This is a genomic window from Blautia hansenii, assembly GCF_013304445.1.
GTDB lineage: Bacteria > Bacillota > Clostridia > Lachnospirales > Lachnospiraceae > Blautia.
The window spans coordinates 1-17,563 of sequence record NZ_JAAITA010000009.1 but is presented as its reverse complement, the minus strand read 5'-3'; the positions used below and the strand labels follow the sequence as shown (position 1 = coordinate 17,563).

Annotated in this window: 16 protein-coding genes, 7 tRNA genes and 1 pseudogene; 6 read left to right on the top strand and 18 right to left on the bottom strand. The window is 43.4% G+C overall.

The features are described from left to right. Window positions 1-131 precede the first annotated feature (131 nt). Window positions 132-1,169, top strand: a complete 1,038-nt coding sequence (locus G5A70_RS08425) for a LacI family DNA-binding transcriptional regulator (protein ID WP_173749218.1) — start codon at window positions 132-134, stop codon at window positions 1,167-1,169. Here the strand turns inward: G5A70_RS08425 and G5A70_RS08420 are convergent. Then, a complete protein-coding gene (locus G5A70_RS08420; protein ID WP_173749217.1) occupies window positions 1,166-1,987 on the bottom strand; it encodes a MurR/RpiR family transcriptional regulator in 822 nt (273 codons plus the stop codon). The genes G5A70_RS08425 and G5A70_RS08420 overlap by 4 nt on opposite strands. Window positions 1,988-2,022: 35 nt before the next feature. Further along, a pseudogene (locus G5A70_RS08415) lies at window positions 2,023-2,649 on the bottom strand (ROK family protein); the annotation flags it as partial. Between the two features lie 262 nt (window positions 2,650-2,911). Here G5A70_RS08415 and nagA point away from each other — a divergent pair. After that, window positions 2,912-4,015 (top strand): N-acetylglucosamine-6-phosphate deacetylase, encoded by a 1,104-nt coding sequence (gene nagA, locus G5A70_RS08410; RefSeq protein ID WP_173749216.1) that lies wholly within the window; start codon window positions 2,912-2,914, stop codon window positions 4,013-4,015. Window positions 4,016-4,108: 93 nt separating this feature from the next. On the opposite strand, the gene G5A70_RS08405 is transcribed toward nagA, so the two are convergent. The 3 genes from G5A70_RS08405 to G5A70_RS08395 form a co-directional block, all read right to left on the bottom strand. Continuing rightward, window positions 4,109-4,834, bottom strand: a complete 726-nt coding sequence (locus G5A70_RS08405) for a hypothetical protein (RefSeq protein ID WP_173749215.1) — start codon at window positions 4,832-4,834, stop codon at window positions 4,109-4,111. Between the two features lie 274 nt (window positions 4,835-5,108). Then, complete coding sequence (locus G5A70_RS08400) at window positions 5,109-5,384, bottom strand: GIY-YIG nuclease family protein (RefSeq protein ID WP_180211120.1); 276 nt, start codon at window positions 5,382-5,384, stop codon at window positions 5,109-5,111. Between the two features lie 268 nt (window positions 5,385-5,652). Then, window positions 5,653-6,411, bottom strand: coding sequence for a M23 family metallopeptidase (locus tag G5A70_RS08395; protein WP_173749214.1), 759 nt, complete (start codon window positions 6,409-6,411; stop codon window positions 5,653-5,655). A 165-nt stretch (window positions 6,412-6,576) separates the two neighbouring features. Between G5A70_RS08395 and G5A70_RS08390 the strand changes: the two genes are divergently transcribed. After that, window positions 6,577-8,856 carry a sensor domain-containing diguanylate cyclase gene (locus G5A70_RS08390; protein ID WP_173749213.1) on the top strand — a complete coding sequence of 760 codons (2,280 nt, stop codon included), beginning with the start codon at window positions 6,577-6,579 and terminating at the stop codon, window positions 8,854-8,856. A gap of 23 nt (window positions 8,857-8,879) precedes the next feature. After that, entirely contained in the window at window positions 8,880-9,758 is an 879-nt protein-coding gene (locus G5A70_RS08385; protein ID WP_173749212.1) for a hypothetical protein, read from the top strand. A gap of 29 nt (window positions 9,759-9,787) precedes the next feature. Here the strand turns inward: G5A70_RS08385 and G5A70_RS08380 are convergent, their stop codons facing one another. From G5A70_RS08380 to G5A70_RS08355, 6 genes are read right to left on the bottom strand one after another with little or no spacing between them, the layout of a single operon-like run. After that, window positions 9,788-10,663 carry a SpoIID/LytB domain-containing protein gene (locus G5A70_RS08380; RefSeq protein ID WP_173749211.1) on the bottom strand — a complete coding sequence of 292 codons (876 nt, stop codon included), beginning with the start codon at window positions 10,661-10,663 and terminating at the stop codon, window positions 9,788-9,790. A 57-nt stretch (window positions 10,664-10,720) separates the two neighbouring features. Continuing rightward, entirely contained in the window at window positions 10,721-11,287 is a 567-nt protein-coding gene (locus G5A70_RS08375; RefSeq protein WP_173749210.1) for a class I SAM-dependent methyltransferase, read from the bottom strand. 2 nt (window positions 11,288-11,289) lie between these two features. Further along, on the bottom strand, window positions 11,290-12,579 hold the full coding sequence (locus tag G5A70_RS08370; protein ID WP_173749209.1) for an O-acetylhomoserine aminocarboxypropyltransferase/cysteine synthase family protein: 1,290 nt from the start codon (window positions 12,577-12,579) through the stop codon (window positions 11,290-11,292). Between the two features lie 24 nt (window positions 12,580-12,603). After that, complete coding sequence (crcB, locus tag G5A70_RS08365) at window positions 12,604-12,972, bottom strand: fluoride efflux transporter CrcB (protein ID WP_173749208.1); 369 nt, start codon at window positions 12,970-12,972, stop codon at window positions 12,604-12,606. Between the two features lie 12 nt (window positions 12,973-12,984). After that, window positions 12,985-13,296: a hypothetical protein gene (locus tag G5A70_RS08360; protein ID WP_173749207.1), complete on the bottom strand. Its 312-nt coding sequence runs from the start codon at window positions 13,294-13,296 to the stop codon at window positions 12,985-12,987. Continuing rightward, window positions 13,283-14,665, bottom strand: coding sequence for an MATE family efflux transporter (locus G5A70_RS08355; protein WP_173749206.1), 1,383 nt, complete (start codon window positions 14,663-14,665; stop codon window positions 13,283-13,285). The genes G5A70_RS08360 and G5A70_RS08355 overlap by 14 nt, the downstream gene beginning before the upstream one ends. A gap of 165 nt (window positions 14,666-14,830) precedes the next feature. On the opposite strand from G5A70_RS08355, the gene G5A70_RS08350 reads away from it, so the two are divergent. Both G5A70_RS08350 and G5A70_RS08345 read left to right on the top strand, forming a co-directional pair. Beyond that, window positions 14,831-15,604, top strand: a complete 774-nt coding sequence (locus tag G5A70_RS08350; protein WP_173749205.1) for a DUF6062 family protein — start codon at window positions 14,831-14,833, stop codon at window positions 15,602-15,604. 591 nt (window positions 15,605-16,195) lie between these two features. Further along, a complete protein-coding gene (locus tag G5A70_RS08345) occupies window positions 16,196-16,537 on the top strand; it encodes a YmaF family protein (RefSeq protein ID WP_173749204.1) in 342 nt (113 codons plus the stop codon). 266 nt (window positions 16,538-16,803) lie between these two features. Here G5A70_RS08345 and G5A70_RS08340 read toward each other — a convergent pair. From G5A70_RS08340 to G5A70_RS08310, 7 genes are all read right to left on the bottom strand, one after another. Beyond that, window positions 16,804-16,876: transfer RNA gene (locus G5A70_RS08340), tRNA-Lys, on the bottom strand. Between the two features lie 8 nt (window positions 16,877-16,884). After that, window positions 16,885-16,957: transfer RNA gene (locus G5A70_RS08335), tRNA-Phe, on the bottom strand. A 4-nt stretch (window positions 16,958-16,961) separates the two neighbouring features. Continuing rightward, window positions 16,962-17,035: transfer RNA gene (locus G5A70_RS08330), tRNA-Met, on the bottom strand. A 10-nt stretch (window positions 17,036-17,045) separates the two neighbouring features. Beyond that, window positions 17,046-17,118 (bottom strand) — tRNA-Thr (locus G5A70_RS08325). Between the two features lie 23 nt (window positions 17,119-17,141). Continuing rightward, window positions 17,142-17,223, bottom strand: a tRNA-Tyr gene (locus G5A70_RS08320). Between the two features lie 21 nt (window positions 17,224-17,244). Beyond that, window positions 17,245-17,317: transfer RNA gene (locus G5A70_RS08315), tRNA-Val, on the bottom strand. Between the two features lie 31 nt (window positions 17,318-17,348). Continuing rightward, window positions 17,349-17,422: transfer RNA gene (locus tag G5A70_RS08310), tRNA-Asp, on the bottom strand. Between the last annotated feature and the right edge of the window lie 141 nt (window positions 17,423-17,563).

Below are 17,563 nucleotides of genomic sequence, written 5' to 3'. Positions count from 1 at the left end.
AAACTGTACGATTTGCCCAAGGATTATTTGGAGACATTTTACAAAACCGGTTACTTAACCGATTCTTCCTTGTTCTTCTCCCGGACTTCTGCTATACTGTTTTTCAACGACAAATGAGTAAAGAGGCGCTTATGAAACAGAAAAAAAACGTAACTTTTGATGATATTGCAAAATATACCAACTTTTCCAAGACAACCATTTCCCGGTATTTCAACAATCCGGATTCTCTTACTTTGGAAAATCAGGAAATCATTTCAAAAGCACTGGTAGATTTAGATTATAAAGAAAACAAAGTAGCACGGATTCTCGCCAACGGACAGACCGAATTTATCGGTATTATTGTCCCCAATCTGCATAATCACTACTATTCGGAAATGCTGAATCAGATTCTGCAGACCTACGAACGTTTCGGCTATAAATTCCTTGTATTTATCGGAAATGAACATGCAGACACTGAACGGCGGTATATTCAGGAACTGATGTCCTATAAAATCGAGGGTCTGATAATCTTAAGCTTTACCATCCCCTCAAAAGAACTGGCTGATCTTCACGTTCCCATTGTCACCATTGAACGGGAAGACAAGTATGTGTGCAGTGTCAATACGGACAATTACATGGGCGGTGTGCAGGCCACCAGCCTTCTGGCCGAGCACGGCTGTGATGTGCTCATACACATCAATACACCCACTCCACCGGAAATTCCGGCCTACGGACGTATTAAAGGCTTTCAGGATATCTGCCGGGAAAAGAATCTGAAACATAAAATTATTTATAAAGATTTGGGGAATACCTATGAATCCATGCGGAAAACTTTAAGCGAAGTGTTAGACCAGTTGGAACGAGACTATCCCCATCAGAAAAAGGGCCTGTTTATTTCCAGTGATACCCACGCCAATGTATTTTTAAATCTTCTGATTCAGAGATATGGCACCATGCCCAAAGACTATTACCTTGTAGGCTTTGACGACTCTCCCATCTCTACAGAAGCTGTCCTTCCCATTAGCACCGTTGGACAGCACATTGATAAAATTGCTTTTGAAGCTGTCCGTCTTCTGGTGGAACAGATGGATGAACGGAAGAAAAGAAATCCGGTTCTTTTGGAGGAACCTATTCATAAGGTCATTACTCCTTATTTAATCCGGCGTGAAACAACAGAAAGGGATTCCTAAGAATCCCTTTCCAGTACTTCCAATGTATATTCGTGCAGCGTTTCCCTCCGAAAGTCATCCATTCGCAGCATACGGGAATAGATAATATCCACCATAACCAGTATGGGAAACTGGGGAGAAATGGCTTTGCCCTTTTCCAGATTGGCCTTTACGGCAAAAAGCATAATTTCATCACAAAAGTTCTGAAACTTTTTCTCAATATGGGAAGTCATAAGAATCACTGCCGCCCCGCACTTCTTTGCCGACTGCAAAGAATGTATCACAGCTTCTGTCCTGCCGCTGACACTGATTCCGATAGCCGCACATTCCCCATCCAAAAGCACCGAGTTCATTTTCATAATATCCACATCTGTAATGGCCTCAATGGTGACGCCGATACGCATAAAACGCAGCTTCATCTCCAGGGCAGCCAGCCCGGAACTTCCCTTTCCATACACATAAATCCGCTTTTTCTCAGAAATAATGTCCACAATCCGCCCAATCTGGTTCTCATCCATCAGCGAATAACTCTTGTTTAAAAGCTCCTGATAATCGTTGAGTACCATCTTAATCTGGTCGCTTGCAGGCTTGCGGCTCACAACTGTCCCTCCCTGCTCATAGCAGAAAATAAACTCCCGATACCCCTTATATCCGCATTTCTTTGCAAACCGTGACAGAGATGCTTCTGAAACAAACAGCCTTTTGGATACATTTTTTGACGACAAATCTAGTTTCTCTTCATTGTGAATAAAGAAATCCGCTATCGTCTTTTCCAGCGGTGTAAAATTTTCATAAATGGCCTCAATGTGAGGAACGATATTTTTTTCGTATTCTTCCATACTGCCTCCCTGTTTTCTTCTGCAAAGATTTTTGACTAATGCCTTTCTTTAAAATGGCAGAACGCTCCCAGCATACCTGCCTGATTCTGGTTCCTGGCAAATTCCAGACGGGTGTTCTGTGCCACAGAAGGTATCAGATACTTGTCCAGGCTCTTTCGGAGTCTATCCTTCAAATACTCTTTTTGAGCCATAATACCGCCGCCTAATACCACAACTTCAGGATTTACCACATAGCAGATATTGAAAATTCCCATTCCCAGTACCTCACACATTTCCTCAATGGCACGAATACAGTCCGTATCCCCCTTTTTTGCATGTTCAAACACATATTTTCCATCAATGCTTTCCGGGGCTATGCGCTTGTACTCTGCCGTTTTCTTCACCAGAATACTGCTGGCGCCCATATCCTGAAACGCTCCTCCCGGCAGGTGCATATAGCCCACCTCGCAGCCGCTTCCGGAAAAACCATGGAACACCTTGCCGTCTATGAGAATGGCCCCTCCGATGCCGGTCCCCACAGTCAGGCAGACACTGATTTTACTGCCCTTTGAGGCGCCGCTAAAATGCTCCGCCAGTCCTGCACAGTTTACGTCATTTTCCACCTCACAAGGCAGATGAAACCGCTCCTCCAATGTCTTTTTAATTTCTGTTCCATAATGCTCTCCTTTCTGCTTGCGCTTTTCTGGAACTTAGTATAACACCTCTGAAACGTTTTTCAATATTTTATAAAATTTTGAAACACTTTTCATACCATTTGTCATTTTATCCAATTTAACACTTTTTTTAAGCTGTATTTTTTAATAATCTGCACAGCACTTGAAAGTTCTTTCACTTTTTTAAGTATTCATTGAATTAATTTCTTTCAGGAATTATAATGGAAACAAACGAATTTTACATTTAAACCAAATAGAAGGAGAAGGTATCATGATTATTAAAAACGGCCTGGTCTTCCAGGAGGACGGAACTTTCCGTCAACAAGATTTATATGTAGAAAACGGCAAAATTGCCGCATCCGAAGCAGAAATAACAGATAAAACAGAAGTAGACGCTTCCGGTTTGAAAGTCATTCCCGGTCTGGTAGATGTACACAGCCACGGCGCTTTTGGCCATGATTTTTGCGACGCAGACCCCGAAGGCTTAAAAGTAATATTGCAGTATGAAAAGGAACACGGCGTTACCTCTTACTGTCCCACCTCTATGACTCTTGCAAAAGAAAAACTGCTTGATATTTTTGCAACTGCTGCTAAAATAGACGAAAGCCCGGAACTGTCCCGCATTATCGGCGTCAATATGGAAGGACCGCTGATTGATATTAAAAAGAAAGGCGCTCAGGCCGGTGATTATATCCGTGTTCCGGATGCTTCCTTTTTCCGTAAGTGCAACGAAGCGTCCGGAAATCAGATAAAACTTGTCACTCTTGCCCCAAATGTGGATAATGCCTTTGAATTTATTGAGGAAGTGAAAGACGAAGTTATGGTTTCCATTGGACATACCACAGCTAACTACGATTGTGCGAAAAAAGCTATGGACTTGGGTGCAAAACATGTCACTCATCTGTACAATGCCATGCCTCCTTTCGCCCACAGAGACCCGGGGGTTGTAGGGGCTGCCTGTGATACGCCGGACTGTATGGTAGAACTTATCTGTGATGGATTCCACATTCATCCGTCAACTATCCGCACGACTTTTAAAATGTTCGGTGAAGAAAGAGTTGTCCTTATCAGTGATTCCATGATGGCCACTGGCATGCCAAACGGCAAATATGAACTGGGAGGACAGGAAGTCACTATGAAAGACCATTTTGCCGCACTGGCTGACGGTACCTTGGCAGGCTCGGCTACCAATCTTTTCGACTGTATGAAAAATGCTATGAAGTTTGGTATTTCCGAGGCTGCTGCAATCTTTGCCGCAACCAGAAATCCTGCAAAAAGCATTGGAGTATACGATAAAGTCGGTTCTCTTACACCGGGAAAATTTGCGGATATGGTGCTGGTTGATGAAAATTATGAGATTAAACAGGTGATTTAAAAGAATACACGGATTATACTCCCCTTTATAACGAATAGAGCAAAAGAAGAAGTTGCGTTATGTTCCACACACAAACTTCTTCTTTTGTTTTTTTTACTCAGATAAAGAATCGTCTAAATCTTGTAAAATCTCCTCAATAACCTCTTCCGGCAATCCCAATCCTTCTGCGATTTCTGCCCTACTTTTTCCTCTTTGTACATGATTCTGTATCAATTCACAGAGCATATTTCTTCTCCCCTTTGCAAGTCCTTCCCTATTCCCTTCTTCCCAGGCCTCTTCCCTCTCCTGCCTCATATGCTTTTCCTGGTCATACTCAAATATACTCATGTTCTTTGCCTCCGCTCGATTCTTCTCCAGAAATTCTTTCAGTATCCCTTCCCTTATACACTCTTCTTTTATGGTATACAAATCAGACAGTCTTAAGATTTTCCTGTCAGGCTGTTCCTCCAGACCATTGTAAAACACTATAAAACGCGGTGACGGCAGTTCTATAGGCTTCGTTCCATATAAATTGGCGTCCTTTGTCATAGACGAAAACAGATTCGCAATATACAGCAGAAACCGGAAGGGCAGATTCGGGCTGTAGGTGGACTGGTGCTCATACAAAGACAACCGGGCGTCTATGATAAAAGAAAGGTCGTTTTTCATTGCCATGTAAATGGCGTTCTCCAGTGTATTAATCTCCAGCATTTCCGGGTCTGTGTAATGTTTCCCGCTGACTGCATTATAAAGTTCCAGTAAATGCTCTTTGTCCTGAAACAGCATGGCGAATACCGTAGCCTTATACGTTCTGCTCGGAATCGTTTCTCTTGTTTTCATAAGATAAATACCTCCTCTTTCCTTCGCAGGAGGTGTCCCATACAGACACTGTAAGCCATGCTAATCCTCCGCCCCCGCACATCTTTGTTCCACCTCTCTGCATTTGTTCCTGTTTTCTGTGAATAAAAGCATTGAGATTTTCCTTTGATATGCTGTCAGATTTTCAGACACGGCAGAACGCCGCAATAGACCTATTAGAATATTGGAAATATATAATGCTTTGAGGATATTGTAGCACAGCTTCTTCATGATTGCTACCATTTTTCCACGATTTTTATAAACTCTGTTTTTCACTTTTTTCCCACATTTGAAATTGTTCTATCAGCGCTGTCTTCTTACTTCTGCTCAATTTTTTGATACCTGCTTCCCTGCTCATGGCCTCTTGCTTCGTAGGAAATTCTTCATAATACACCAGTTCCACCGGAAGCCGCACTTTCGTATATTTTGCCCCTTTTCCTGCATTATGGCAGGCAATTCTTTTTTCCAGACAGTTTGTCCATCCCGTATAAAATGTTCCATCACTACATTTTACAATATATGTATAATTCAACTTGCCTCTTCCCTTCTGCTTTTCTGTAAAACTATGTAGCGGACGCCTCATCTGCTCCGCAAAGCCAAACAGGACGCCCTCTATATAAAGCTGCCGATTAAGAAGTATTTCAACCATACTTGAGGCTGTGCCTCTCAAAATAAAGACTGTAGGAATATAAATCGGCTGCGAATTATCTTTCGCATACTTTATTATACTCTCCCGGGTGGTATTTGTGAATGATTTCTGCCCCAAAAGACAGCCAATCTCCCAATTGGCTGTCTTCCATTCACGGCAAATATTCCATTGGATCCAAAGGTACTCCGTCCTTGCTGAGTGCAAAGTAAAGATTTGCGCCTTCTTTCGTATAATATTTCGTAGGCTCATTAATATATCCGAGAGCTGCTCCCGCTGTCACATATTCTTCTGCCTGAAACGGCACATCCTTCAACTGTCCATATACAGCCTGATAGCCATTTCCCATATCTACTGTCACCGTTGTGCCCGTTTCCTCATTTTCCGTCACAGATACAATTTTTCCGTTGGCCACTGCTGCCACCGGAGAACCTACCTCAGCTGAAATTGCTACAGCCGGATTCAGTTTATACACATTTAAAGTAGGAAAATACACCGTATTGTCCATATTATAATCCAACACAACCTGTCCGTTTACCGGCCACTCCATAAGGGAGCTTTCCGTAAAGTTCACATCCGGCGCTGCTGCCACTCCGGCCTGGTTCTGTGCCTCTGCTGCCGCATCCTCTGCTGCCTGTACTTCTGTATCAGCAATTTCCTCTTCCGGTGTTTTCTCTTCTTCCACTGCTTTTGTTCCTTCTACATCAGAAGTATTTGCATCTTCCGTTTCCTCTTCTTCCCTCTCTTCTGTCTTTATTGCCTCGTCAACAGAATCCTTCTCGTCCTCTTTAACAAATTCTTTCTCATTCGGCGTGCTCTTACTCCCGGACTGATACACAGCCACACAGGTAACTACCAGTGTCAGTGCCAATAACCCTCCCAGGGCTGCACGAATTTTCCCTTTTTTACTCATATTCTTCACCTCTGCCTATAATTGGAACACTTCTGCCCCTTTTCTTGATTTCAATTATAGGATTGCCGGAATATGAAAACTTATACATACAAAACCATAGCTTTCCCCACGCTTTCATGATAAAATATTTTTATCACTATTTGTTCATATCCAAAGGAGATTTCTATGAAACCGTTAATCAGCTTTGCGAAAAAGCGTTTTGGGCGGAAACACCACCTGAAAAAATTCTTCATGGGATACAGTTTCATGATTGTTTTTTTATTCCTTTTCGCCATTTTCCTTTTATGGAAATTCAACGCCGCTTACACTTCACTGATTACAGAAGATAAAAAAGAACTGCTTGTGAACAAAGCACAGGAAAGTGCCTTTTACATCAAAAACTTTTACCTGACACGGGTAAACGGTCTGCAGAACCTGGCAGATTCTTTCCCGGATTCTTTTTCAACCACAGATTCTGCCTCTTTAGAAAAACTGTATACGGCTAACTCCATGGATTTGTTTGACCATATGGGCATAGCCGATGTGAACGGAAACGCCATAGACAGCGAAGACCGCCATTTGAATATTTCTGAACGGGACTATTTTATACAGGCACTCTCCGGTCAGATTGCAGTTTCAGAAGTCATAGATTCTATGGCAGAACCCGGCATTCAGGTACAGATAATGGCAGCTCCCGTTCGCACGAAAGACAACACGATTGCCGGTATTGTATACGGCATAACCGATAAAGACTCCATTTCTGCAATTTTAAATACCGCAGATAACATGGACGCTTACCTGCAGATTGTAGATTCCAACGGTAACTACATCACCAGCCACAAAAATTCCAACGCTGTGATGAATAACAAAAATGTGTGGAAAGAAATGGAAAACTATACCTTTCTCAAAAGCAGTCGCCAGGAAATTATGGAAAATATACAGAATAACAAAAGTGGTTATTTTGAATTTTCCGTTGACGGAGACATCCGGTTGTCCTACTATGTTCCTCTGGACATCAATAACTGGCATTTATACTCAACCATACGACAGACACCGATTCTTACAGAAAGCCGCAAGGTACAAAATATGGTAAACCAGATGTTTTTCTGGATTTCCGCCCTTCTGGCCCTCATATTGGTACTGGTTCTCTGCATGCAGGAAAGAATAAGAGCCAGAATCCTGTTTGAACACGACGAAGCTATAAAAAATGAACACATGCTGCGAATTGCCATTGAATATTCCAAAACCATGGTGTTTGAATACAAGGCCAGAGAAGACATTCTGAATATGCATGGTTCTCTTCCCGATTCCAACCTGCATCCCTGCCGGATAGAAAATGCACTGGAAACACTGGGGACCTCAGGAATTATGAAGGACTCCTCCCTAAAAGACTTCCACCAACTGATTCAGGAAGTAAAAGACCAGGGATTCAGCAGAAAAATCATGAAATTTCATCTGAAAAACGGAGATTTCTGGTTTCGGGTAATTGCCAAACAAACAGATTCTGCCTATGACACGGAGCAGCGAACCGTAGGACTTCTGGAGGATGTGACGGAAAACATGATACAGAAACAGGAAATTCAGCTGCAGAACCAGCTGCAAAAGGCTTTGTTTGAAAAAGCCAGGAGCAGCGCCAAATTCCAGTTGAAAAAGAATCAGATTCTGGAAATCAACCAGGAAAAACTTTCGGAATTCCTGTCCTTTGAAAGCTACAAAGAAAAATATATCTTTCCATTTGTGTCCGAAGACTATCTGGAAATCATGCGTCATTTTCTGCACCGGGAATACCTGGCAGAAGAACTAAACACCGCAAACAGAAAAATTCGGACAGAATTTCTGTTCATACAGGACACACAGCTTCTTTGGACTTCCTGCGAAGTCTATAAACTGGAATTAAACAAGGCCCAGGACACCTATCTTCTGTTATTAAATGACATTGATACAGAAAAACGGCAGGAACTGGAGCTCAGGGAAAGGGCAGAGCGTGACGGCCTCACCGGACTTTACAATGCCAGAACAGCCAAAATGAAAATCAATCAGCTGCTGGCGGACAAAACCGCTCCCGAAAACGGGCTCTTTCTCATTCTGGATTTGGATAATTTCAAGCAGATTAACGATACCTTCGGACATCTTTACGGTGACCGGATTTTAAACGATACCGCACAGATTCTTCAGAAACATTTTCGCAAAACTGATATCATTGCCCGGCTTGGCGGTGATGAGTTTACCGCATATCTGCCAGGCGCGCACAATTTCGAGCATATGGCTCCTATTTTCGATCATTTAGTTATGCAGCTTTACCGAACCTGTGAAGAAAACGGCAAAAAGGTAACGATTTCCGCTTCCATTGGCATTGCCTCTGTACCGGAACACGGAACCTGCTTCGAACAGCTTTATTTCCAGGCAGACCATGCTCTGTATCAGGTAAAAGAAACGCAGAAAAACGGTTGGAAAGCACAACCATAATATACATACGGAGGTTCTCACATATGAAAAAATACTTTTTCTTTCTTTTTATGGCAGTCCTGCTGCTTTTTGACGGATTTGTCCTGATTCACTTTTATCAGACCACAGCCGCTCCCTGCTCCTACTACATCTGTTTCTGGGCAGCCCTGGCCATCACCCTGCTCTTTGTACTGTACTGGATTTTCCTGCGAAACAGACTGAAAAGTGCTGTAAAGCATTACATTCCATTTGTATGCAGTCTGGCTGTCCTGCTGCTCAGCGGGCTTTCCCTTTACAGCGGAATCCGAGATTTTGCAGCAAAATCCAACCCACGGCAGACAACCCTCACGCAAATACAGTTTTTCAAAAATAAGCACACCCTGTTTGGTATTTCTCTGGGATATACTTATTCCATGGAAGGTATTGATTTAAATGAGAAGACTGTGCAGGTCGCTGTTACAGAAAAAGAATTTGACACATATTCCTACTTTCAGCCAGAGGGAAGTCTGGACACGGACAGCAGAGAAATCAGTTATAAATACTCCGAAGACTCCAAATTCATTGTCCAATATCTGCCTGTATCCAAAAAAGCTGTATCTGTGCTGGAAACCACGCCCTCTCCGCTGGCCTACCAAAGTAATGATTCCGATGAACTTCATGCAGAAATCACCTCTATTTTAGATAGCTGCACCATAGAAGCCAAAGTCACCAGTAACGGCAGCTACGACGGTTTCCATATGAAAAAAGGAGACACGGTCACCATCAAAAGTGACATGACAATTTTGTATCCCTACAATGTACAGGAATTTTACGAATTTAAAGAAGGAGACTCCATTTACTGCAATGTCGAAAGCATGGAAGACGGCGATACGCCTGTTGTACACACCTCTGTTCTGAACCTGGAGACAGATAATAAAAAGTAAATCTGCATTCAAAAAACCGGTAACGCACCTCAAAACGCCTTACCGGTTTTTTTATACCATGAAATCTCCAGTTCCGGAAAAAAATACAGCAGAATTTCTCTGTAACTCTTCCCCTCCAGTGCCATTTGCTGCGCCGTATACTGGCTCATTCCCAATCCGTGTCCCGCACCTTTGCACAGAAACCGTACTTCTTCCTCTGTTTTCTGTATGGTAAAACAGGAAGACGGCAGTTGAAGCAATTCTCTCACCTTTTCCCCCTGGAAGACCTGATTTCCAATCTGCACTTCCATGGCATATCCTGCCCCGTCCGCAGACTTCACTTCCACGGTTCCCTCCCCCATCTGAAATCCCGGATACACACTCTTTAACTGTTTCTCCAGTTCCTTCTGTGAAAAGTAACAGCCCTCTACATACAGAGGACTGTCTATATCTTTGGCGGTTTCCACAGATGGTATGTAAGAAAATGCTTCTCCCAGAACTTCCTTTCCCTCTCTGGTTTTTCCCCCACTTAACGCATGATACGGCAGTTCCCGGACCTCCCCGTCTTTTTCCAGTATCTGACCTTCTGTCTCCCGGGCTACCTTTTGAAAAATCTCATATTTTTTCAGCATTTTACTGTCCATTTGTTGCTTTTTTATATACCTGGCAGCTTCCTGTATCATTTCTTCCTGCTTGTCTGGATTGGCATACAGGTTTGTTCTGGCCAGAACGACCTGAGCTCGAATTGCTTCTTGTTCATATGCCCAGGAAATTTGGGATGCCGCCACAGATGCCGTATAAGCCTCTATATCCGGCTTTTTGCTTAAAGGGCATGCCGTCCGCCCCAGAAGTACCACAGTAAGCATCCAGGGCAGTACAGGAAACAGCACTGCCATTAAAATACACGAGTCCTTTTCTCTGCTCATACTATGACAAACTCCTGTATTTTCCTCACTGTTATCCTATGCCTGCCCTGTCATGTCCTATCCCTTTTTTACTACAAATGCCGGTATGGGAGGGTTATTTTCCCGGTTATAATAATGGTTTACAATTACAATATACTTCCGACTGTCCAACTTTCTCAGAAAGTCCAGTATCTGGTTCTTTTCCTCAAATCCCGTATCCCCTCCGCTGTAAATACAAAGCGCCATAACACCGCCCGGTTTCAGCAGACGCAGTCCTGTTTCCACTGCCTGTACACTGGTGTCTGCCTTTGTGGCCAGTTCATGGTCCCCTCCCGGAAGATATCCGAAATTAAAATAAATGCCGTCCACAGAATCCGGCTTCACATACTGTTCCATCTGGGTATGGCTGTCCAAAATCAATTCTGCCTTTGCCAAAAGCCCATGCTTTTCCAGCCGCTCTTTTGTAGCTTTTAAAGCCTGCTCCTGAATATCAAAAGCCCATACTTTGCCAGTCTCTCCTGCCATTTCACACAAAAACTGTGTATCATAGCCATTTCCCATGGTAGCGTCAATATAAACACCGCCCGGTGTGACCTGAAGCTTAAATAATTCATGACTCCATGCTGTAATTTGATATGATTTCATGTCTATTGCTCACTTGCTTCCAGTGCCTGTTCCAGGTCTGCCAAAATGTCATCAATATGCTCAATTCCTACAGACAGGCGAATCATTCCCGGAGACACGCCTGCTGCCACAAGCTGTTCGTCATTTAACTGTCTGTGCGTATGGCTGGCCGGATGCAGTACACTGGTTTTGGCATCTGCCACATGAGTGACAATAGACGCCAGCTTCAGGCTGTCCATAAATTTTACCGCTGCCTCTCTGCCTGCTTTTAATTCAAAGGAAATGACACCGCAGGTCCCCTTTGGCATGTATTTCTGTGCCAGTTCATAATATTTGTCTCCCGGAAGTCCCGGATAATTCACCTTGCCAACCAGCGGATGTGCTTCCAGATATTCTGCTGTTTTCTGAGCATTGTAGCAATGTCTTTCCACTCTTAATACCAGAGATTCCAGTCCCAGATTCAAAATAAAACAGTTCATTGGAGAAGGAATAGAACCCAAATCTCTCATAAGCTGGGCATTAATTTTTGTAATATACGCCGCTTTTCCAAACTGTTTTGTATATACAACGCCATGGTAAGATTCATCCGGCTGTGTCAGTCCGGGGAATTTTTCTGCATGGGCTTCCCAGTCAAAGTTTCCGCTGTCTACAATAGCGCCGCCTACCTGCGCTGCATGACCATCCATATATTTTGTGGTAGAGTGTGTCACAATATCCGCTCCCCATTGAAACGGATGACAGTTCACCGGTGTTGCAAACGTATTATCCACAATCAGAGGAACGCCGTGGCTGTGTGCCAGATTTGCCATTTTTTCAATATCCAGTACCACCAGAGACGGATTGGCAATCGTTTCGGCAACCACAGCTTTGGTGTTTGGACGAAAGGCCTTGTCTAACTCTTCTGCCGGTGCATCCACATCTACAAAAGTACATTCGATTCCCATCTTCTTTGCTGTAACACCCAACACATTCAAAGTCCCGCCATAAATCGCAGACGCGCAGATAACATGGTCTCCGGCTTCGCAGATGTTAAATACAGCATAGAAGTTCGCTGCCTGTCCGGAAGACGTCAGAACAGCCGCTACGCCGCCTTCCAAATCTGCAATCTTTGCCGCAACCAAATCATTGGTCGGATTCTGACAACGGGTATAAAAATATCCGTTATCTTTTAAATCAAACAATCTGCCCATTTCCTCTGTGGTATCGTACTTAAACGTAGTACTCTGGTAAATAGGCATCATTCTGGGCTCACCCTTTTTCGGTTTCCAGCCAGACTGGATACATTTTGTCTCAATATGATATTCTCTGTTCATTTTTCCTCTCCTGCTCTTAAAATTTTATTTTACTATGAGTTTCTGCCCCAGCATCACCATAGCCAGACAAATTCCCACACTAAGCACCATATAAACTGCTGCAGTTCCTGTTTTCCCCTGTTTCATCAGAGAAGAGCTCTCCAAAGCAAAGGTAGAAAACGTTGTAAAACCTCCGCAAACTCCGGTTTTTAAAAACAATACCAGATGACTGTCTCCCCATCCATTCTTTGCTGCTGCCGCCGTCACAAGGCCTATGACAAAAGCCCCTATAGCATTGATGCACAAAGTTATCCAGGGAAATCCCGACTTATCCTGCAAAGGAATCATCCCCATCAGATATCTGCAAATCGCTCCTGCAAACCCGCCGATTCCTACAAATAAACAATTCAGCATGTTTTTCGCCTCTTATCTTCTGTAATATTTCTGTCCTATCAGGATAATTCCCACAAAGAGCGCAATCCCAACTCCCAGAATCACCAGCGTTACCTCCTGGCTTATCTGAAATTTCACAGACATTCCCACCAGTGCCAGCATATCCAGTCCGATAACACAGACAGCCCCGCCGATAGTTGCCATAAATTTTCTTTCATTCTCCGGTGATACCCCGCTTCCAAATCTCTCCCTAATCATGGAAGACTTTCCTTTCAAGGCCAGAAAAATCCCTCCTGCCAGAATCAGAATACCCAGAGCCACCATAATTTTTTCACTTGAATTCATATTGCTCTCCCTTTGTCTCTTTATAATTTTTATAGAATTTTCTAAATACAATCGCAAACCATATAGGAAGCACCGTTCCCTTCAATACGCAGGAAATACTCAATGCCCACCATACTCCGTTGAGTCCCAGGGCGGTTGCGGAAAGCAGTATAGCTGTAGGAATTCGCAGGGTGTTAAATACAATTCCCGTCACAGAAGGCGGAACCGTCCTTCCCATACCTTGAAATGCCCCGGTTGCAGCGCCCTCCAGGCACATAAAAATTTCACTAATTCCTATAATTCTAAGATAATCTACTCCCATAGGAATAACCTCTTCTTCCGTAATGAATATACGAAAGAAAAATTCGGGAAATACCAGCAACAAAAAGCTGGTAATTGCACCCCAGACCGCCATAATTATCATGGACGTATGATAGCCTTTCCGAATTCTCTCTACTTTGCCTGCCCCATAGTTCTGGGCAATAAATGCGTTGACTGCCGTAGAAAAGCCACCTGCCATCATCCAGGAAATGGATTCTATCTGACTTCCTACCTTCTGCACGGCAACAGCCGCATCTCCCCAGCCTGCAATCAGACGGGCAATTACCATGGAAATTGCAGAAAACAGGGAATCCTGAATGGCCGGAGGAAATCCGATTTTTACCATTTCTCTAATGTATTCCTTTTTTGTTCTCACAAATAAATGCAGATTCGCAAAAATAACCGGCTCCTGCCATACCGCCCGCAAGTACAGGATAAACACAATGACCTGGGCCAGTACCGTGGCAATAGCCGCCCCAGCTACTTCCATACGCGGAATCGGTCCCACTCCAAATATCAATACCGGATCCAGTACCAGGTTAATCAAAAGCCCTATGGTCGTGACCCGAAATGTCGTAACTGTATTTCCCATAGCTGCCAGAATTCCTCCCAATACCTGGTCCAGGAAGGAAAATACTACCAGACCGCATACAATCATCAAATACACTCTGGCGTCCCACACAACTTTCGGACTGTTCAACTGAAAAAAGGCAATCAACTGTCTGTTCAAAAGCACACTGATAATGCCGTACAAAATTCCCAGAAACGCCCCCATCCGCAGCGCACCTCTGGCATATTCAGCCGCTGTTTCCCTGTCTCCTGCTCCCAGTTTATGCCCTACCGCCACCTGACCGCCGATTCTGGGTACCGTAGTCACACCATTCGCCAGCCACATAAACATGCCTGCCGCGCCCACTGCTGCTACCGCACCGCTGCCCAGCCGGCCAATCCATATCATGTCCACCAGATTATACCCCATCTGTATGAAAGAAGTCCCCATAATAGGAAACGCCAGTCTGGCTAAGGTTCCTGCTATGGGGCCATTTAACAAATCTATTTTCTTTTTCATAATTGCTCCATTTTCCCTAAAAACTACACTATTAAAACCTCTTTTTATATAGTTTATCAGACTGTCAACACTTGTGTAAACACTTATTTTCAAATCCTCTTCTTTTCTTTGTTTCCCACCTGTGGTAATCTTATCTTAAAGTATTTTTTGAAGGAGTTTAACGCTATGAAAGAAAAAATTTATACTATCCCTCTCATGGACGCATTTCGCGCACAGGACGAATGTCCTTTCTGTTTTATTGAACGAAATCTGGAACAGCATGCCATGGATTTTGTCCTTGGTTCCGGCGCTTCCTACATGGAGGACGATGTCCGTGCAGAGACAGACAAAATAGGCTTTTGCCGAACCCATTATAAAAAAATGTTCGACTACGGCAACCGTCTGGGAACAGGCCTGATTCTCACCACACATTTCAAAAAGAAAAACGAAGAACTGAAACAACAGATGAAAATGTTTTCTCCTGCCAAAGCCTCTATCCTGGGACATTTTAAGAAAACAAAGGTAGATGCGGAAAATCCCCGTACAAACATCGGCGCCTGGGTAAAGGAGCAAACCGCATCCTGTTACATCTGTGACTATTATAAAAATACCTACAACCGCTACCTGGATACGTTCTTTGAGCTCTACCGGAAAAGCCCGGAATTTCAGGAACTCTTAAAAAACAGCAAAGGCTTTTGTATCCCTCACTTTGCAGATTTGGTGGAAACCGGAGACACACTGCTGTCTGACAAAGAAAAGCAATCCTTTTATGGATACCTCTTCCCCCTTATGGAACATAATCTCCAACGCGTAACCGAAGACCTGGAATGGTTCTGTGACAAATTCGATTATAAAAACAAAGACGCAGACTGGAAAAACTCCAGAGACGCCATTCAGCGCGGTATGCAGAAGGCTGCCGGCGGTTATCCTGCCGATCCGGTCTATAAAGCAGAAAAATAAGAAAATCAAAAGCATTTATAAAAAAAGAATAAATCAGAAATTGTCTTTTTCATTTTTCTTTTAGTTTTTTGTCATAAATTGTCCTTATTTACATAGTATAGTATTACTTGTAAAAGCCAATAAGACTTTTTTCAAAATCTTTTTCTTTTCATATTACTGGCAATGAGTTGCCAGTAACTCCTTCTTTTTTATGAAATAAAACAGGAGCAGGAATCTATCCCCCTCGGATTCCTGCTCCTGTTCTTTTTGTGCTATTTTTTCTTATAAACACATCCCCATTTTTTTCTTTTATTAACATTTCTTTTAGGATTTCATCACAGTTTTATCACATTTACCCTGTATAGTATTACTTGTAAAAGCCGATAAGACTTTTTCAAAAATCTTTTTCTTTTTCATATGCCGGTATGAAAACCGGCTCTCCTTCTTTTTAATATTTATAATATTAAAAAAGAGACCAGAATCAACCTTCCCCCCTCATTGATTCTGGTTTCTTTTTTATTTCTTTTCCTTTCCGTATTTATACCCTCTTTTCTGATTCGTGCATAGTATAGAATTGTAACCATTCATATTCCAAAAAGAAAGGAATCCATTATGGAAAACAAAGAAAGCAAGACCTGTTATCCCAAACAGCACAATCACGAAATTACGGGAAGTACCCGCATCTCTGGATGTTGTGAGTATGCCCACAATCATAGATTTGCAACCGTCTCAGGCGACGCCATTCCCTGTGATGGAAGTCACGTTCACGGAGTAAAATTTACTACTGATTCCTGTAACGGACATCACCACGAATTTTGCGGTACAACGGGCAAGGCCATTGACGTGGGATGTGGAAAGCATGTCCACCTCTTAAAAGGCTGTACCACCTACGACGCCAACCACAAACACGAATTTATTGTCTCCACAGACATTGAAAATCCTGTTTGTGAATAACACAAGGCCTGGGGCTGCCCAAAACGAATGTTTTGTACGGCAGCCCTAAAGGGCTGAATATCGACCATGCGATGGATTCCCTTGCTAATATCCTCACAATACAGTTCTCTTTCTGTTTTTTTGTGGATAACTCCACATATTTTAACATCTTATGTGGAAACTCCTAGACATTTCTATAAGGATTCTCTCAGTTTTCTGTTCCATTCTATTCAGCAAAAAAAGAAGCCCAAACCCTCATAATAAGGATTTGAGCTGTTTTCATTTAGTGAAGCATCGGGGATTCGAACCCCGGACAACTTGATTAAAAGTCAAGTGCTCTACCGACTGAGCTAATGCTCCATGGAAAATGCCCAGAGCCGGAATCGAACCAGCGACACGAGGATTTTCAGTCCTCTGCTCTACCAACTGAGCTATCTGGGCATAGTAGCGGGGACAGGATTTGAACCTGTGACCTTCGGGTTATGAGCCCGACGAGCTTCCAGACTGCTCCACCCCGCGATAATATCTAAGCCGATGATCGGACTCGAACCGATAACCTGCTGATTACAAATCAGCTGCTCTGCCAATTGAGCCACATCGGCGTGATGTGGTATTCAATTTTAAATGGGCGATGGTGGATTCGAACCACCGAAGGCGTTGCCAGCAGATTTACAGTCTGTCCCCTTTGGCCACTCGGGAAATCGCCCTTATTTTATTTTAAGAATAAATGGGACCTATAGGGCTCGAACCTATGACCCTCTGCTTGTAAGGCAGATGCTCTCCCAGCTGAGCTAAGATCCCATAAATCTTGTCGCTTTCTTTCGAAAGCAAACGACCCAGAAGAGACTCGAACTCTCGACCTCCGCCGTGACAGGGCGGCGCTCTAACCAACTGAGCCACTGGGCCATTCTTGAAGATATGTATCTTCAAAACCGCATACACAAAACCAAACCAATTCCAACTTACCGTTTCGCTTAGTTCCCTAAGCTTTCAGGTCAAGCCCTCGACCGATTAGTAGCAGTCAGCTCCATACATTGCTGCACTTCC

What these genes read in the sequence shown, in the direction of transcription:
- G5A70_RS08360 (WP_173749207.1), bottom strand. Translation starts at nt 13,296, where the DNA reads ATGAATTCAAGTGAAAAAATTATGGTGGCTCTGGGTATTCTGATTCTG.
- crcB (WP_173749208.1), bottom strand. Translation starts at nt 12,972, where the DNA reads ATGCTGAATTGTTTATTTGTAGGAATCGGCGGGTTTGCAGGAGCGATT.
- G5A70_RS08355 (WP_173749206.1), bottom strand. Translation starts at nt 14,665, where the DNA reads ATGAAAAAGAAAATAGATTTGTTAAATGGCCCCATAGCAGGAACCTTA.
- G5A70_RS08350 (WP_173749205.1), top strand. Translation starts at nt 14,831, where the DNA reads ATGAAAGAAAAAATTTATACTATCCCTCTCATGGACGCATTTCGCGCA.
- G5A70_RS08370 (WP_173749209.1), bottom strand. Translation starts at nt 12,579, where the DNA reads ATGAACAGAGAATATCATATTGAGACAAAATGTATCCAGTCTGGCTGG.
- G5A70_RS08345 (WP_173749204.1), top strand. Translation starts at nt 16,196, where the DNA reads ATGGAAAACAAAGAAAGCAAGACCTGTTATCCCAAACAGCACAATCAC.
- nagA (WP_173749216.1), top strand. Translation starts at nt 2,912, where the DNA reads ATGATTATTAAAAACGGCCTGGTCTTCCAGGAGGACGGAACTTTCCGT.
- G5A70_RS08385 (WP_173749212.1), top strand. Translation starts at nt 8,880, where the DNA reads ATGAAAAAATACTTTTTCTTTCTTTTTATGGCAGTCCTGCTGCTTTTT.
- G5A70_RS08380 (WP_173749211.1), bottom strand. Translation starts at nt 10,663, where the DNA reads ATGAGCAGAGAAAAGGACTCGTGTATTTTAATGGCAGTGCTGTTTCCT.
- G5A70_RS08375 (WP_173749210.1), bottom strand. Translation starts at nt 11,287, where the DNA reads ATGAAATCATATCAAATTACAGCATGGAGTCATGAATTATTTAAGCTT.
- G5A70_RS08425 (WP_173749218.1), top strand. Translation starts at nt 132, where the DNA reads ATGAAACAGAAAAAAAACGTAACTTTTGATGATATTGCAAAATATACC.
- G5A70_RS08420 (WP_173749217.1), bottom strand. Translation starts at nt 1,987, where the DNA reads ATGGAAGAATACGAAAAAAATATCGTTCCTCACATTGAGGCCATTTAT.
- G5A70_RS08395 (WP_173749214.1), bottom strand. Translation starts at nt 6,411, where the DNA reads ATGAGTAAAAAAGGGAAAATTCGTGCAGCCCTGGGAGGGTTATTGGCA.
- G5A70_RS08390 (WP_173749213.1), top strand. Translation starts at nt 6,577, where the DNA reads ATGAAACCGTTAATCAGCTTTGCGAAAAAGCGTTTTGGGCGGAAACAC.
- G5A70_RS08405 (WP_173749215.1), bottom strand. Translation starts at nt 4,834, where the DNA reads ATGAAAACAAGAGAAACGATTCCGAGCAGAACGTATAAGGCTACGGTA.